Origin of the sequence: Citrobacter sp. NCU1, assembly GCF_010231475.1 — a bacterium.
GTDB lineage: Bacteria > Pseudomonadota > Gammaproteobacteria > Enterobacterales > Enterobacteriaceae > Citrobacter_D.
In genome coordinates this window covers 25,102-37,766 of sequence record NZ_NRDO01000035.1, presented here as the reverse complement: position 1 = coordinate 37,766, position 12,665 = coordinate 25,102, and the positions used below count along the sequence as shown (strand labels likewise).

Here is a 12,665-nt window from a genome sequence, read left to right as displayed (position 1 = left end):
CTATACAGCACTTTCCCACGCGTTACAGAACGGTCGCCCCAGGAATAATGGCCCTGTTAGCTGACATTTGCGCTTCCAGCTCTTGCTTGCGCTGCTGCAGGGTGATTTCATCCGGGTATCCGCTTGTGTCCAGCTTCCCGGCAATGGCGACAATACGAAGTCTCTCTGTGTTCTTTATTGCGATAAGCGCCTCCAGGTAGTCTTCCAGCATCCCGATAATGTCAGCCGGTATATTCCATTCTTTGTAATTGCGATCTCGCAGATTGACCAGGTAGAGCATTGTGAAGGGGTAGCGCTCATCCCCATTCAAATCAAGGTCAATGGAGTCCGGGAAGGGATCGGAATACACCAGACACCCACGACTATCTGTGACGTGGATTAACGCCAGGTAGTCTTCTGGTGGCTTCAGGCTGACACCATCCTCTTTTTTGATGCGCACAGGCTTAATCACGCCAGCCTTATCCTGGTAAGTGGTCAGCGCCTGACGTAGCAGGGTTTGAAGCAATGTTTCGTCATCCGCTAAAAGCGGCTGAAAGCGCCCCTTGACGCTTTCCAGTAGTTCGACTGGCGTCATGATTATTCAGCCCAGTTGAAAACGATACGCAGGGTAGGGCGCACGACCGTAGTCACGTCTTCCGAACCAAAATCAATAGCATCGCTGTAAACCTTACAGTGCAACAGGGTACGGGAAATGCCACCGTCAGAGCCGCTATTGGACTCAGCCGCCGCTTTCAGCTCGATGTCGACGTATTCCTTGCCGTATACCATTTGACGGACGGCTTTAAACACATCGCCTTTGATGGTTTCAGCACAAGTAACCTGCAGTTCGCCAGAGTTGCGAATAGCGCCGTGCTGGTTGAACTTCATGCCGCCAGGCGCGAAGTCTTCCACATCTTCACGGGTCATTTCGGGAAGTTGAGCGGTACGCACCAGGATCGACAAATTGTCATACCCTTTGATACGCATCCAGAACTCAGAGCCAATCAGTTTTTCACCGGCGGCAATACTCTGATTGAGACGTTTTTTAAGGAAGCCTACATCGGCTTTGGTGTTGGAAAATCCAGACATAAATACCCCTCAGTTAACACAATGGCAGTGCCAATTTGCACCGGGGGTAGAATAAGTAGTCTGTGATTTGCGAAGGGGGTCAGATAAACATGTAGGGAATATCAGACTGGTTTTGTACAGCCATTCCTGAACACTGCAGCGTTACAGTATTGTGCGTGTAGTACCCATCGCTTGTGCGCGGTACATCTAACTGAAAACTGACATTCTGGATCACGACATCCATCAGTTTGAGCCTCCGCCCAACATCCAGCACAACAGGTATTGGTCGGCGCCCAGTTGCCGCCATTGCAGCCAGCTCCGGCGATTCCATCTGCAGCAAGGTTGTGATGGCATCGTTCACTTCCACCTTTGCATTCATCGTCGCCATCAGGTCAATGACAAGGTTAAAAGTAGGTGGGGTCTGGCCTTCCCATATCAGCAAACTGTTAAACGTTGATTTGGTTGTCTGGTCAGTCATTGCCTGTCCGGTTGACGCCACTTTACCGGCTGCAGAACTCACCGCACCAGCCATTCCCCCTAAGCTATCGTTACCGAATGGAGATTCCCACATAGACTGCAGATCAGCGCTGCTACCCTGACCGATATAGCCAACAACCATATCTGTTTCAGACGTGATAAAGACTTTCAGGAAAGGGCTTACGCCGTCTGGCATTATTGCGCCACAAATCATTACGATGACTCCCTGAAAAGCCACCAGCAGGGCGCTGGTGGCTCAAGCACATTACATTCCGCGCTTCTTGCGGAGTTTCATGGATTTGCGTTGTTTGAGTTTCGCCGTAGACGTATGCGATTTACGCTGGGCTTTTTTGAGGGCTGCTTTTTGCTTTGAAGTACGGCGTTGCTTGCGGATACGCTTACGGATCAGCTTCACCTTACCATCACGGACCACTTTGATTTTCGGCGCTTCAAACATAGCGTCGTCGTCGTCACCGGCAATGGTGTATTGAGCGATAGCGTCATCGGTATCTTCAATATCATTGATCGCGTCATAGACAGCGGCAGCGGCGTCGTCGTCCTCATCGTCGATCATGCTGGTTACGTCATCCTGATCAGCGCCCAGTGCAATGGCGGCATAAGCAAGATCAGCCAGCGCTTCGTTGTAGGCGTCCACCTGTTCGTCGGTGTAGTCGTCGTCACCGTCTTCCAGATCAGGGAGGTCTGCCAGGGAAATAGCTAAGGCGCTGAAGTCCTGCCAGGTAGGTTCGCCATCGCTCGCCCATTCCACCAGCATGGACGCCGCCAAACCGCGACGGTCTTCATTAAAGCGGCGTTCGACAGCTTCCATCATCGCCATTTCTTTATCGGCGCCCTTTTTCTCCTGACCTTTCTTATCACCGTTGTTTTCCAGCATGGCATGTTCCCCGGAAGCCGGGGCTGGTGCAAAACCTGCCTGAAGAAGTAGGCTATGGTTCAAGTTTCGTTTGTTCAGCATCTCTTTTTCCTTAGCGCAAGAGCATCGGTTTACCGACAATTCGACGGGATGAACCAGTCGGGCAAACGGCCCACTCCAGCTCCCACAAATCAATATCTTTTTGAATCAGCGTCAGAGCGAACGGGGATTCACCCTGGCTTGGGTCACGCGGTTTCACGATCGCTTCAGCGGCGGCAAAGCGCTCCAGCAAATCGGTCATCCCGGACATCAACACGGTGTACGTCACACCATCGGGTTCATGTTTTGCAGCTTCAGCCACTTCATAGAAGCCACGCGCAATAGCGTTCATCAGCGAGCTAATATGCTGCAGACGCAGGTAGTTATTTTTGGTGAGAGTGGTAAGCGCGTCGTCGATATAGAGATCACCCGCACTATTCATGGCAACCGGGTTAATACGCGCCTTCACGAACTCTTCGTTATCAATCTCATCCAGGTTAGGAATAGGCTTGATATTTTGACGACTGATAATGGCGCGCGAGACGCCAGCCGGTGAGTAGTGCCATCCACCAACATCAGGGACCAGCGCAACACCTTTAGCCTTAGCCACAAACGCATCACAGGAGATCCCGAATACGACATTCGCACTGGTGAACACGTCACGGCAGGAATACGGGAAGTAGTAACGGCACGGCTGATGTGAACCACCGAGGCCGTGAGATTTGGCTTCAGTAATAGCTAATGCAGCGGTTTGAGCGCCCAGCAGGTCGTAGAACATGTCAACACGCACGTCCTGAGCAAACTTATCCAGATCCGCGATCACGGTCGGGTCATAGCAACCGAGAGACAGCACGGCGGTAAAGCTGAACATAGACTTTTTCAGTACGGTAAGGGCTTTTTGATAGTCCTTTGCGACCAGCTTAGACATGTCACCATCGCTACCACCGACAAACGGCGCAGCCTCAACCGTAATGGCTTCCCCTTTAAGCTGAGAGAGCGCTTCATGCGCGTCATCAGCCACCAGCGCACGTAACCGCGTGGAACCATTTTCCAGCGCAGTATCCATGAATGCCGGAGTCCCCATATCAGAACGCGCTTCCGGGTCAAAAGAGACCTGGTGCGATTCCAGGATGGTGACAGTCCCTGCGGAGTCGGTTTCCTGCAGCTCCAGCATGAATAACCCTTCTGAGGTTTCGTCCTCATAGAAATTAATCGCTCGGGATGCAGAAGCGTCACCGTCATCAATGTAGATAAGTGCATAAGCACCTTCCGGCAGGGCAGGTGCAGCGCCGACATTTACCGTTGAGGCTGTCACCGTAAGCTTTTTGGTTTCGGCATCCAGCATGAAGGCCAGCGTCGGGATCTTCATGTCTGACGGGCAAACACGCACGACATAGCCGTCACCGCCTTTCGTTGCACGTTCAACGTGGCGTAAAGGCTCGAAAATTGCCCCCTGGCGTGGGTGAATTGCCGCGCCAAGCACTGACTCGAAGTTATTGGCAGTGACGCGCAATACTTCGCCAGGCTTACCACGACGGGAAATAACCAATCCGGCAAAAACGGAAGCACCGCCTGACGTATTGGTGTTGGTCGCATCAGCATTGATCGGCATGACCGCAACACCAGCCGCCTGACCAACTGCATAAGGAATTTGTTTCATTCTCAGAGTCCTTTTAGCGGCGCCCGTTCAGGCGCCGCCTTGCAATTACTTGGAGGCTTTAGCCGCTTTATCTTCAGGCTCGTCAACTTCAGGTGGCTGTTCGGCTTCAATTTTCTTGCCGGTCAGCATGTTGAACGCACCGACTTTGGTGTTGGTCAGCTTCAGCTTGCAGAAGTAGTTTTCACCTTTACGCGGGTGGATCTCGTTGAGCGCAGATCCCCACATAGTGGTGCGGTTAACCAAAGCAGGGTTGGTTTCATGGATGTACGGAATGGCAGGGACGGCATCACCGGCAATCAGGCCAGCTTCGCCAATGCTGTTACCACGACCGTAGAAAATTACGTCGTTCGGATTGAAGTTATAACCATCTTCAACGAATTGCTCACAGACAGCGGTCGGGACTTCGTAGATACGGATGTAGCCAAACAGCGTACCGATATACTGGACGTGAGGACTTTCAACGTAGTTCGAGTCCTGGGCGAAATACTGCGGAGGTAGGGACTTAATGAAGTTCGCCGCTTCACCACCAGCAAAACCACCACGGATACCAGATTTGCGGGTCTTGTTGACCATCGCCGTACTCATCTCGTTCACGCGGTGACGGATCAGACCTACCCAGGACTCATACTGCTGGGCTTCCGGCATTGCCACGTCAAACTCGTAGTTGTTAACGCAGAAGAACGCCATCAGACGCAGACGCATCATGTCCTGCTCGTGGGACAGCCAGTTACGCAGCGCGGTAAACTGGACAGACTGCAGGTTGATACCAAATTCACGGCTGAGATCGGACGCCGACATTACAGTGTGTTCGGACGCTACGACGTACTGAGACGGGCTAACTTCCCACTCACGCATAGACTGGTTAATCACAGGGATAAGCTCTGGCGCTTTCTCGATGTTGATTTCCAGTTGGATAGCCAATTCAGTGTCGGCTGGTGGCACTTCAGTAAAGGTGACAGCAACGGTCCCCTTGTCATAGGCCACTTTACAGGTCGCGGAGTACGCAACGCCGTTAAAGTCTTTATCGTTGAAATACAGGTTGCCATCACCATCATCGGCTTTGGATTGACGACGGTTAATCAGCAATTTCGTGCGACCGGCACGAATCGGCATGTCTTTGCCTTCCAGATCTTTAATCGCGAAGTTAAAGACTTTTTTCGTGCCGTCTGGCTGGATGGTTTTAGGGAAGATGTAGTAACGCTTGAGTTGCGAATACATACCCGCGCGCTGCATATGCAGCTCATCGCCAGGCTTGAACGAGCCGAACTCAGTACCCGCAACGTTCAGTAATTCGAAGATGTTGGCCTTATCACGCTCGCACGGTACGAACGTACATGCGTCAGACGTCGCAGCACCCAAAGATACCGGCAGGATAAGAGCCACAAACTGCGCCAGACGTAAAACACCATCAGAGGTGCGCATATCGGCTGCGACAGATTCAAACATCGCGCGGCCTGCGCCTGTGTGCGAATCGGCTGCGGCTTCCAGCATCAGTTTTTCACAGCAATGTTGAGCGTTCGCCAGCAAATCAGCAGACGGCAGATCACCAGTGCGTTCCTGATGCTCCATAACAGCAGACGTCCACGCACTCGCTACGCGTTTTACAAAGCGTGGGTCAACATTCTCAAACATTGGATCACGTAACGCCGCATCCATTGAGGCCTGAGCCAGTTCCTTTGGATCGGTAATGGTGACGCCATTCTTTTTCTGAATGTCGACGGTAAATGCTGCGACTCGCGCGGCGCGGTGGTTGATGTCCTCCAAACGCGCGCGGGCAGGTTGAATATCTTTGCTCACAATTTAGCCCTTATCTTAGGGCGCGGATGCGAGAGTTACTTTTGACGCGTAGAAGTTATGCGGTTTGTACTTTGATTACCTTTCAAAAAATACCATCAAAAATATTTATTTTCGTTAGAATTGCATGTATCTTTACTCTGAAATTGTCCAACAGGGAATTACCGTGTCTTACGAGATTTACTTTGCATACAAGTCGGGGGCGACAAGCCACAACTTACAGACGGATTCGCGCCGGGTTATTGATGCCCGATTACGTGAATTGCTGACCAACGAAACCGAGACACGTCAGATGGCGGATCGCATCGTCATGAAACGTGCCGGGGCCATCATTCTGGATATGCCCACCAGCGCCAGTAACAAAGAGATCATTAGCTCGGTGCTTTATCCCCGCGTAGGCGCACCAAGCAAGATAGAAAACCCCGTATCACTTTCTTGTTATATCCCCGGTAAAGCCGCCGATTTTTTAAAGAAACGCGGTGACGGCTCTGCATCAAAGGGATTGCGCCTGATCCTGATTGAAGTCGGCGGTGAGGAAATGCGTCAGGCATACCAGCCAAAAAAATGAGACTGGTTAGAGCGCTGTTTGTGGGCTTGTCCTTCCTCGGTTGGGGCGTATTCATCGCTCTGGCATGGGGAGTGGAGTGGGGGACAGAAGCAGCAGGAAAAATAGCCCTGGGTTCAAGCCTTCTCGCCATTGTTTACGGCTGTGATAGCTATCGAAGGAAAGGACGAAACAGGAAAAGGGGAACAACAAATGGAACCCATTGAAGGAAGGAGAATCGCATGAGTGACCGATTTTACATGGCCTGTCTGCGCGATACCGTTGGCACCAACATGTCCTTTCATTGCGTTGATGGACATGGTTACAACACCAATATCGACTCAGCTCACGTGTACACCCAGGAAGAAGCACAGGCCAAATGGAACAAGGGCCGGGATATTGATCTCCCTGTTTCTGCTGACTGCATCGATGCGCTGGCAGTGTGGCACGTTGACTGCCAGAAAATCCCCAATACGACAACGCTGGTGGATGGCTGTAACGCCTACGTCGCATTCGTTACTGGCAAGTGGGATGGTAACGACGTTTATTGGCTGGCTGACGGCTCACTGCCAACGACCGATTTTAGCAAAGCCGCGATTTACCCGGCGGCGCGCCAAGATAGCGAGGGTCTTGTCTGGCTTCCGTTCTCCACCGTGGACGCAGTTAAGCGCCGCACGTTCAATATAAACCTGCTAAACCGCCGCAAGATGGTCCAGGGCGCTGGCTTGCGCGTACCTGCACTCCTGAAACGTCGTAAACGCAAAAACACAGGCAAAACCCGCTGGAATTGCCCTTACTGTGGGCGCATTAGCTGGCAGCTCAACCCTTATGACTTTGAGGGATGCAGAAACTACAGTTGCGAGGGCGCACGATGACCACCAGCAACCTCAGCAAAGAAACCAAAGCGCACCTTCACGCTCAGTTGGTAAAGCTGGGCGATATGATCGGCGACGGTGTTGCTAACGAGCCAGGCGGAAAATGGGTAAATAAAGAATACAACCGCATCCTTAAAGCGCTTGGCATGGCTCCACCACGCAGGAAACGCCGCACGAAGTCACCAGAAGCTATTGCCGAGATTAACCGCCTCATGACCATACGGATCACTGAAGTTCAGTGTCCTCAGTGCAAGAAATACAGCCTCAAACAGTCCCGCGCCGGTTCTATGTCTGCCAGGTGCGAGTTATGCAATTTCGGTGTGAAGTTGCTCCGAATGACTGCGAAATAAAGGATTAACAGTGAAACCGACCTATGAAGAATTAGAAGCCGAATGCGCGGCGCTTAACAAATTTAAAACCGCTGTGTACCAGCAAATGGATGTTGGCTGTGAGGCTCCAGTATTCGCCATAACAGTCGGGATCGGCAACCTGCGGCGCTTCGCTGACACGCTACATGCCGTTGAACGCGAGTTCTTTACTCGCGAAGTGCCGGATGAAGAGAACGAAGACGAAACCGTAGAGCAATGCCCGATGCACTGGGGAATGTCAGTTGAAGAATACGTTCACGCGTTCGGTAAGAGCCTGTCTGAAGTACGGGCGCAGGGTGCGGAGGGATTTATAGCGTTCTGTGGTGAAGAAAACTCCGTATTTGTTGAATCTAAGGCTTATTACCGTTCACTACCGGATGCCGTTGCAGAGTTCGCTGCACAGCTTCGCCAGGAGGCCCAATGAGCATCAACACCAAAGCGCTGAATTACGACCCTGCCGATCCTGACAAGATGCGTTTACCGACTGGTGTGACATGTGGTAATTGCCATCACATTCGCCGCTGCAAAGCTATGTTTGGTCACACTGAGACAGACACCTATTGCGACTGGTCACCATCCCGCTTTATCGCTAAAAAATCCGAAGGGGAGGCAGCCCAATGAGCAAGTCTATCGCTGACGGGGCAAAGCTGACGCCGGAAACCTTCGCTGATTTTATTGAGCGCCTGAAGTATCACCATCAAGGCGAAGGAGTGAGCCGCCACCACACCGCCGATCCAATTTTCATGGTGCAGAAGCAATCGACAATTTACGGCCTGGCTGACGAATACTGCGAAGGCAAGGTACTTCATTACGAGGAATACGACTGGCATTCACCGCAGGAGTATTGGGATGACGCCGATGAGGAAGACCGGGAAAAGCTGAACAGCATGGCCCAGGGAGCATGGGAATGCGATTTCCTTGAGTGCGAAGAGGATGAGCAGTGGCTGGTTCTTGCTGACCTGGACGACCATACCGTTTGTGGGTATCGCAAAGAATGGCAGCACGTAAATGCGCACCTGACCAGAGAAGCGGCAGACGCATTCATTCGTCGCAAGCAACACGACTACCCACCATTGCGCGTGTACGTCGAAAGCATGTGTTACGGCTGGGAATATCAGGAAGTTATTGCGGCGCTGTGCGATGGGCGTCTGGTATTGGCAGATAATTCAATTCGTAAGGAAGCAGCACTATGAGCACACCAAAAACGCATACGGGAACCATCATCACCAAAGATGGCGAAAAGACCGTTAAGTTGCATGGAACAGCGACAACCTGGTGTGTCGGCCCCAAAGAGACATACGACAAATTCACCGGTCGTCGCGTAGGCGCACCACTCACAAAACGCCGCCTTGTGCTGACAAGCATTAAGCCAATTATCGAAGCAGGGGTTGCGTGATGAAGCAGTCTGACTTACCCCGCTGCCCGACCTGCGGAAACATGCCGGAATACGCGCTGAAGCCAAATTATATGGGCTGGGTGTGGGGTGGATTGAAATGTCCATACAACCATTACAGTGTGCTATTGGGAGGTCCGGCTGGTAGTCGCGCAAAAGCGATAGAAACGCTGGAGCCGCAGTGGATTGAGCTGGTGGAAAAAATTAACAAGGAGTTGCCGGAGGATCACCGTGGCTAAAATCGCCGAACAACTAATTGCCGACATTAACGGGGCAGGGAGCATGGACGAACTTCTTTCCATGCTAGCCCCCGCAAACCCTCTTAAAAACCCACATCGCGAGTGTGTAAAACGTATTTCAGCCATTCAGGAAGAGTATGGCCCGGACACCGACAAGTGGCCTTCAGAAATACTGACGGAATACGAATTTTTCTGTAGCGAACGCGACCGCCACGACGCGGAAGAGGCCGAACAATTTCAATTCGAGGCAAAGAGGGGCTTATGAACCAGAAGCGTGACTTAACCCCGCCAGGCATCACTGAACTCAACGGGGTGGCACTCACCGCCGCCGCAACTGATGTCCTAGCAGAGCGCCAGCGCCAGATAAACGCAGAGGGCTGGACTCCAGAACACGATGATGAACATGTTGAAGGTCAAATGGCTGACGCTGCAGCATGTTATGCACTTCTGGCAAGTGAACAGGGTTTCTCCATTCCGGTCCACTGGCCCTGGTCTGATAACTGGTGGAAACAATCAGGGCAGCGAAAGGATTTAGTCAAAGCGGGTGCTCTTATTTTGGCTGAAATTGAGCGAATTGACCGAGCCGCTAACATCAGCAAAGGAGAATGAGATGGCTACCAACAAAACCCTTGAAGCGGCAAACTTCTGGCAGATTGAGCGCGCAAAATTCGAAGAAAAACACCCTGACCAGCGCGTCATGCTTAATCGCATCGAGGAGCAACTTCATAACAATATTATGGCTGCAGTCATCATATTGAATGATTTCTCATATGCCATCCGTGAAGTCGAGCGCAAAGCTAAGACAGATAAAGAATGACCTATAACCACACTAGCGGAGATGCCCCGCAAGGGGCAAAACAGGATGATCAATAACAAAAAAACAGACGAACGCCTTGATAACGAATCACTGGAAATGTTGATAACTATTGGGCGGAAAATGGTAGATCGTCACGCCAGAGAGGGTGATGCAGCGCAACAAGCTGTACACACCGTGCTACTTAAAGCACTGCTTGAGCTGCAGGAACGCCGCAAGACTGATAGCGCTTATCCTGTAGCCTGGACTGCGAAAGATGTACGTAACAGTCAGTTGGCAACTAGAGTTGGGATTTATGAGCGAATCTATGGCTCGCTGCGTGAATGTCCGGGGCCGAACTCGATATATTCCGTAGCCCCTTCAGGCAATGAGCATGTTCCGCATGGAATCTGCGCGCATGTTGGCTGTATTAGTTTTTATTGCAATTTCGGTCATCTCCATCTTGGAGAGCCTGATGCAAGTCAGGGACGCCATACACATAGCCTGAGTGGTGGGAAAAATGACGCCTGATGCTAAAAAAAAACTCATTAAGTTAACTTTCGTCATTGAGTTTGAAGATGGCAAAGAGCCTCCTGTACACGCTCACATGGAAGCGTTCGGCGGCAAGGTTGTCGCCGTAGAGTTTCGTGATGCGCTGGAAGATCGTGAGAGGGTGGTCAGCACTTATAAGCCACTCAACTCTATCCGCTGTTTTATCTGTAATGGTTTTCACCCATTCGGTGTTGCATGTCCATTAAATACGATTACATCGGCGGCGAACCGTGGCTAACCTGCAGATCGCTGTAAACGGTGAATACTTCGATCAGATGAAGTCAGGTGAGAAGGAATTCGAATACCGGCTGCAGAGCGACTATTGGCGAAAGCGCTTGGTTAATCGTGAATATGACCGCCTGATAATCACGAGAGGGTATCCAAAGCGTGATGACCTGAGCAAGCGCATAAACATTCCGTATTGTGGCTACGAGTTGCAATCAATAACTCACAAGCACTTTGGACCAGATCCGGTAAACGTGTTTGCTATTAAAATACGAATTGAGAACTGAGTATGAAAGATTGGATTACCAAGAGAAACCAGAAGGTTAAACTAAAAGCATTTATCAGGTTCAACTATAATAAATCAGGGGCTGAATGCTATACAAGTAGTAAAATGAACCTACAGGGTCAGACTGTCGACTTAAAATTTAGTGATAACAAAATTAAATTGATACCGAAAGGTACGGAGTTCAATTTAGCAAAAAGATATAGGTCGACGTTTTCATGTCCTCGGAAATTTGTGGATATTTGCGGGGAACAGCGAATTTTTTTAACAAAGAATGATGATGGCTCATGGCAAGGAGAAATCCCATCAAAAGACACCCCTTCTCCAGATCCGATAGATATAAGACCATGCCCATCTTTTCCGGGTTATTCAGCAACAGATACAGGGCTGATTATCTCACAAAAAAGAAAGCTACATCGCGTTCTGACTTTATCTCATGGTTCGACAGGCTATTTAACAGTAAACATCGTTTCGGAAACTGGTGTGAATCAAACAAAATTAGCTCATTACCTTGTTGCTGATGCTTTTCACGGACCGCATCCAGAAGGACAAATTATCGGTTTTAAAAATTTGATTAAGAATGATATATCACCAAAAAATTTGTTTTATACAACACGGGCCGAGAGAGGATTAACTCTGAAACCAAGAGGTGAAAAACACTATCGTGCAAAATTAACCAGTGAAGATGTCATAACGATTCGAACGCTCTACAAAAAAGGTAATCGCATTTGTGAAATATCTAAACTTTATGACACTCACGTAGCATCAATTTCAAACATAGTTCACAACCGGTCATGGAAACACTTACTCGACTAAAAATGGAGGGGATAAATAAGATGGTGACTCTTTTCTGCTCGGATATGGAAGTGACAGAACTTAATGGAGTGACGTATAAGCAAACCCTGCTGAAAGGCGTGAAGTTCAAAACACCCCCGCGTAAATCTGAGGAACTGGGCCGGTTCTATGATCTGGTTTTCTCGCCAGAAACATTCTTTGCGAGCTGGGCTGGTCGTGTTGATCACTATGCCTACGGCGAGCATCCTCACCAGGTGGCACAAAATCAGGACGGTTACGTTTATCTATGGCCTGAAACCACTATCTCTGGATGGACTCGATGGAAGATGTCTGCCAACGCTGATTGGGCGCGGGATTGTTGCTGTGTATACGTGGAGATCATTCTGTGAGTAAACGTAGCGAACTGCTGGCCCGTCATGGGCAGCAACTTAACCGGCTGTTAATTTGCCACCAGCAAGAGGTACTGGACCTGGTGAAGCAACAGCGCCTGGAATTAGCAGAATTGATGATAGTAGAGGACAGTGCAGACCGGGCGCTGGACATGCTGGCCATAGTGAAAGAACCGCTAGAATGGACGGCGAAACACCAAGCCCAATCGGTTGATGGTATCGATGCCGAAGCCCTGATCCGCATAGTTGACCGAACAGTCACGCACATCAAAGAGAAGTACAGCAAGTAACCAGGATTGACACCATGACCAAGAATAA

24 protein-coding genes are annotated in these 12,665 nt (G+C 50.4%); 18 read left to right on the top strand and 6 right to left on the bottom strand.

The window, feature by feature from the left end; translation table 11 throughout:
• Positions 1-22 precede the first annotated feature (22 nt).
• The 6 genes from CJP72_RS11855 to CJP72_RS11830 all read right to left on the bottom strand — a co-directional run bounded on the left by CJP72_RS11855 (position 23) and on the right by CJP72_RS11830 (position 5,894).
• Positions 23-574 (bottom strand): hypothetical protein, encoded by a 552-nt coding sequence (locus CJP72_RS11855; protein WP_162381319.1) that lies wholly within the window; start codon positions 572-574, stop codon positions 23-25.
• 2 nt (positions 575-576) lie between these two features.
• Positions 577-1,068, bottom strand: a complete 492-nt coding sequence (locus CJP72_RS11850) for a baseplate protein (RefSeq protein WP_162381317.1) — start codon at positions 1,066-1,068, stop codon at positions 577-579.
• Positions 1,069-1,147: 79 nt separating this feature from the next.
• Complete coding sequence (locus CJP72_RS11845; protein ID WP_238340047.1) at positions 1,148-1,720, bottom strand: hypothetical protein; 573 nt, start codon at positions 1,718-1,720, stop codon at positions 1,148-1,150.
• A 69-nt stretch (positions 1,721-1,789) separates the two neighbouring features.
• Positions 1,790-2,500, bottom strand: coding sequence for a hypothetical protein (locus tag CJP72_RS11840; protein WP_162381313.1), 711 nt, complete (start codon positions 2,498-2,500; stop codon positions 1,790-1,792).
• A gap of 10 nt (positions 2,501-2,510) precedes the next feature.
• Positions 2,511-4,097, bottom strand: a complete 1,587-nt coding sequence (locus CJP72_RS11835; protein WP_162381312.1) for a phage tail protein — start codon at positions 4,095-4,097, stop codon at positions 2,511-2,513.
• 45 nt (positions 4,098-4,142) lie between these two features.
• Positions 4,143-5,894, bottom strand: coding sequence for a capsid protein (locus CJP72_RS11830; protein WP_162381310.1), 1,752 nt, complete (start codon positions 5,892-5,894; stop codon positions 4,143-4,145).
• A 163-nt stretch (positions 5,895-6,057) separates the two neighbouring features.
• Here CJP72_RS11830 and CJP72_RS11825 point away from each other — a divergent pair, with 163 nt between their 5' ends.
• Genes CJP72_RS11825 through CJP72_RS11745 form a run of 18 tightly spaced genes read left to right on the top strand, consistent with a single transcriptional unit; the run spans position 6,058 to position 12,637 of the window.
• A complete protein-coding gene (locus CJP72_RS11825; RefSeq protein WP_162381291.1) occupies positions 6,058-6,459 on the top strand; it encodes a hypothetical protein in 402 nt (133 codons plus the stop codon).
• Positions 6,456-6,662: a hypothetical protein gene (locus CJP72_RS11820; protein WP_162381290.1), complete on the top strand. Its 207-nt coding sequence runs from the start codon at positions 6,456-6,458 to the stop codon at positions 6,660-6,662. Before CJP72_RS11825 ends, CJP72_RS11820 begins: the two co-directional genes overlap by 4 nt.
• Before the next feature lie 15 nt (positions 6,663-6,677).
• Positions 6,678-7,310: a hypothetical protein gene (locus tag CJP72_RS11815; RefSeq protein WP_162381288.1), complete on the top strand. Its 633-nt coding sequence runs from the start codon at positions 6,678-6,680 to the stop codon at positions 7,308-7,310.
• A complete protein-coding gene (locus tag CJP72_RS11810; protein ID WP_202882573.1) occupies positions 7,307-7,660 on the top strand; it encodes a hypothetical protein in 354 nt (117 codons plus the stop codon). The genes CJP72_RS11815 and CJP72_RS11810 overlap by 4 nt, the downstream gene beginning before the upstream one ends.
• A gap of 10 nt (positions 7,661-7,670) precedes the next feature.
• On the top strand, positions 7,671-8,102 hold the full coding sequence (locus CJP72_RS25510; RefSeq protein WP_238340046.1) for a hypothetical protein: 432 nt from the start codon (positions 7,671-7,673) through the stop codon (positions 8,100-8,102).
• The gene (locus CJP72_RS11800; protein WP_162381287.1) at positions 8,099-8,299 is read left to right on the top strand and encodes a hypothetical protein; all 201 of its coding nucleotides are present in this window, start codon (positions 8,099-8,101) and stop codon (positions 8,297-8,299) included. The genes CJP72_RS25510 and CJP72_RS11800 overlap by 4 nt, the downstream gene beginning before the upstream one ends.
• Positions 8,296-8,871 (top strand): hypothetical protein, encoded by a 576-nt coding sequence (locus tag CJP72_RS11795; protein ID WP_162381285.1) that lies wholly within the window; start codon positions 8,296-8,298, stop codon positions 8,869-8,871. The genes CJP72_RS11800 and CJP72_RS11795 overlap by 4 nt, the downstream gene beginning before the upstream one ends.
• Positions 8,868-9,074 carry a hypothetical protein gene (locus CJP72_RS11790; RefSeq protein ID WP_162381283.1) on the top strand — a complete coding sequence of 69 codons (207 nt, stop codon included), beginning with the start codon at positions 8,868-8,870 and terminating at the stop codon, positions 9,072-9,074. Before CJP72_RS11795 ends, CJP72_RS11790 begins: the two co-directional genes overlap by 4 nt.
• Positions 9,074-9,310 (top strand): hypothetical protein, encoded by a 237-nt coding sequence (locus CJP72_RS11785; RefSeq protein ID WP_162381282.1) that lies wholly within the window; start codon positions 9,074-9,076, stop codon positions 9,308-9,310. Before CJP72_RS11790 ends, CJP72_RS11785 begins: the two co-directional genes overlap by 1 nt.
• On the top strand, positions 9,303-9,575 hold the full coding sequence (locus tag CJP72_RS11780) for a hypothetical protein (protein WP_162381280.1): 273 nt from the start codon (positions 9,303-9,305) through the stop codon (positions 9,573-9,575). The genes CJP72_RS11785 and CJP72_RS11780 overlap by 8 nt, the downstream gene beginning before the upstream one ends.
• Positions 9,572-9,919 (top strand): hypothetical protein, encoded by a 348-nt coding sequence (locus tag CJP72_RS11775; RefSeq protein ID WP_238340045.1) that lies wholly within the window; start codon positions 9,572-9,574, stop codon positions 9,917-9,919. The genes CJP72_RS11780 and CJP72_RS11775 overlap by 4 nt, the downstream gene beginning before the upstream one ends.
• A gap of 1 nt (position 9,920) precedes the next feature.
• Positions 9,921-10,127: a hypothetical protein gene (locus CJP72_RS11770; protein ID WP_162381278.1), complete on the top strand. Its 207-nt coding sequence runs from the start codon at positions 9,921-9,923 to the stop codon at positions 10,125-10,127.
• A gap of 45 nt (positions 10,128-10,172) precedes the next feature.
• Positions 10,173-10,634 carry a hypothetical protein gene (locus CJP72_RS11765; RefSeq protein WP_162381276.1) on the top strand — a complete coding sequence of 154 codons (462 nt, stop codon included), beginning with the start codon at positions 10,173-10,175 and terminating at the stop codon, positions 10,632-10,634.
• Positions 10,624-10,893, top strand: coding sequence for a hypothetical protein (locus CJP72_RS11760; protein WP_162381218.1), 270 nt, complete (start codon positions 10,624-10,626; stop codon positions 10,891-10,893). Before CJP72_RS11765 ends, CJP72_RS11760 begins: the two co-directional genes overlap by 11 nt.
• Positions 10,886-11,167 (top strand): ASCH domain-containing protein, encoded by a 282-nt coding sequence (locus CJP72_RS25505; protein WP_342212303.1) that lies wholly within the window; start codon positions 10,886-10,888, stop codon positions 11,165-11,167. The genes CJP72_RS11760 and CJP72_RS25505 overlap by 8 nt, the downstream gene beginning before the upstream one ends.
• A gap of 2 nt (positions 11,168-11,169) precedes the next feature.
• Positions 11,170-11,979: an HNH endonuclease gene (locus CJP72_RS11755; RefSeq protein ID WP_162381274.1), complete on the top strand. Its 810-nt coding sequence runs from the start codon at positions 11,170-11,172 to the stop codon at positions 11,977-11,979.
• Positions 11,980-11,999: 20 nt separating this feature from the next.
• A complete protein-coding gene (locus CJP72_RS11750) occupies positions 12,000-12,347 on the top strand; it encodes a hypothetical protein (RefSeq protein WP_162381272.1) in 348 nt (115 codons plus the stop codon).
• Positions 12,344-12,637 (top strand): hypothetical protein, encoded by a 294-nt coding sequence (locus CJP72_RS11745; RefSeq protein WP_162381270.1) that lies wholly within the window; start codon positions 12,344-12,346, stop codon positions 12,635-12,637. The genes CJP72_RS11750 and CJP72_RS11745 overlap by 4 nt, the downstream gene beginning before the upstream one ends.
• Positions 12,638-12,665: the final 28 nt, after the last annotated feature.

What these genes read in the sequence shown, in the direction of transcription:
- CJP72_RS11855 (WP_162381319.1), bottom strand. Translation starts at nt 574, where the DNA reads ATGACGCCAGTCGAACTACTGGAAAGCGTCAAGGGGCGCTTTCAGCCG.
- CJP72_RS11810 (WP_202882573.1), top strand. Translation starts at nt 7,307, where the DNA reads ATGACCACCAGCAACCTCAGCAAAGAAACCAAAGCGCACCTTCACGCT.
- CJP72_RS11850 (WP_162381317.1), bottom strand. Translation starts at nt 1,068, where the DNA reads ATGTCTGGATTTTCCAACACCAAAGCCGATGTAGGCTTCCTTAAAAAA.
- CJP72_RS11815 (WP_162381288.1), top strand. Translation starts at nt 6,678, where the DNA reads ATGAGTGACCGATTTTACATGGCCTGTCTGCGCGATACCGTTGGCACC.
- CJP72_RS11765 (WP_162381276.1), top strand. Translation starts at nt 10,173, where the DNA reads ATGATCAATAACAAAAAAACAGACGAACGCCTTGATAACGAATCACTG.
- CJP72_RS11785 (WP_162381282.1), top strand. Translation starts at nt 9,074, where the DNA reads ATGAAGCAGTCTGACTTACCCCGCTGCCCGACCTGCGGAAACATGCCG.
- CJP72_RS11840 (WP_162381313.1), bottom strand. Translation starts at nt 2,500, where the DNA reads ATGCTGAACAAACGAAACTTGAACCATAGCCTACTTCTTCAGGCAGGT.
- CJP72_RS11770 (WP_162381278.1), top strand. Translation starts at nt 9,921, where the DNA reads ATGGCTACCAACAAAACCCTTGAAGCGGCAAACTTCTGGCAGATTGAG.
- CJP72_RS11790 (WP_162381283.1), top strand. Translation starts at nt 8,868, where the DNA reads ATGAGCACACCAAAAACGCATACGGGAACCATCATCACCAAAGATGGC.
- CJP72_RS11795 (WP_162381285.1), top strand. Translation starts at nt 8,296, where the DNA reads ATGAGCAAGTCTATCGCTGACGGGGCAAAGCTGACGCCGGAAACCTTC.
- CJP72_RS11760 (WP_162381218.1), top strand. Translation starts at nt 10,624, where the DNA reads ATGACGCCTGATGCTAAAAAAAAACTCATTAAGTTAACTTTCGTCATT.
- CJP72_RS11750 (WP_162381272.1), top strand. Translation starts at nt 12,000, where the DNA reads ATGGTGACTCTTTTCTGCTCGGATATGGAAGTGACAGAACTTAATGGA.
- CJP72_RS11835 (WP_162381312.1), bottom strand. Translation starts at nt 4,097, where the DNA reads ATGAAACAAATTCCTTATGCAGTTGGTCAGGCGGCTGGTGTTGCGGTC.
- CJP72_RS11800 (WP_162381287.1), top strand. Translation starts at nt 8,099, where the DNA reads ATGAGCATCAACACCAAAGCGCTGAATTACGACCCTGCCGATCCTGAC.
- CJP72_RS11775 (WP_238340045.1), top strand. Translation starts at nt 9,572, where the DNA reads ATGAACCAGAAGCGTGACTTAACCCCGCCAGGCATCACTGAACTCAAC.
- CJP72_RS11755 (WP_162381274.1), top strand. Translation starts at nt 11,170, where the DNA reads ATGAAAGATTGGATTACCAAGAGAAACCAGAAGGTTAAACTAAAAGCA.
- CJP72_RS11845 (WP_238340047.1), bottom strand. Translation starts at nt 1,720, where the DNA reads ATGCCAGACGGCGTAAGCCCTTTCCTGAAAGTCTTTATCACGTCTGAA.
- CJP72_RS11820 (WP_162381290.1), top strand. Translation starts at nt 6,456, where the DNA reads ATGAGACTGGTTAGAGCGCTGTTTGTGGGCTTGTCCTTCCTCGGTTGG.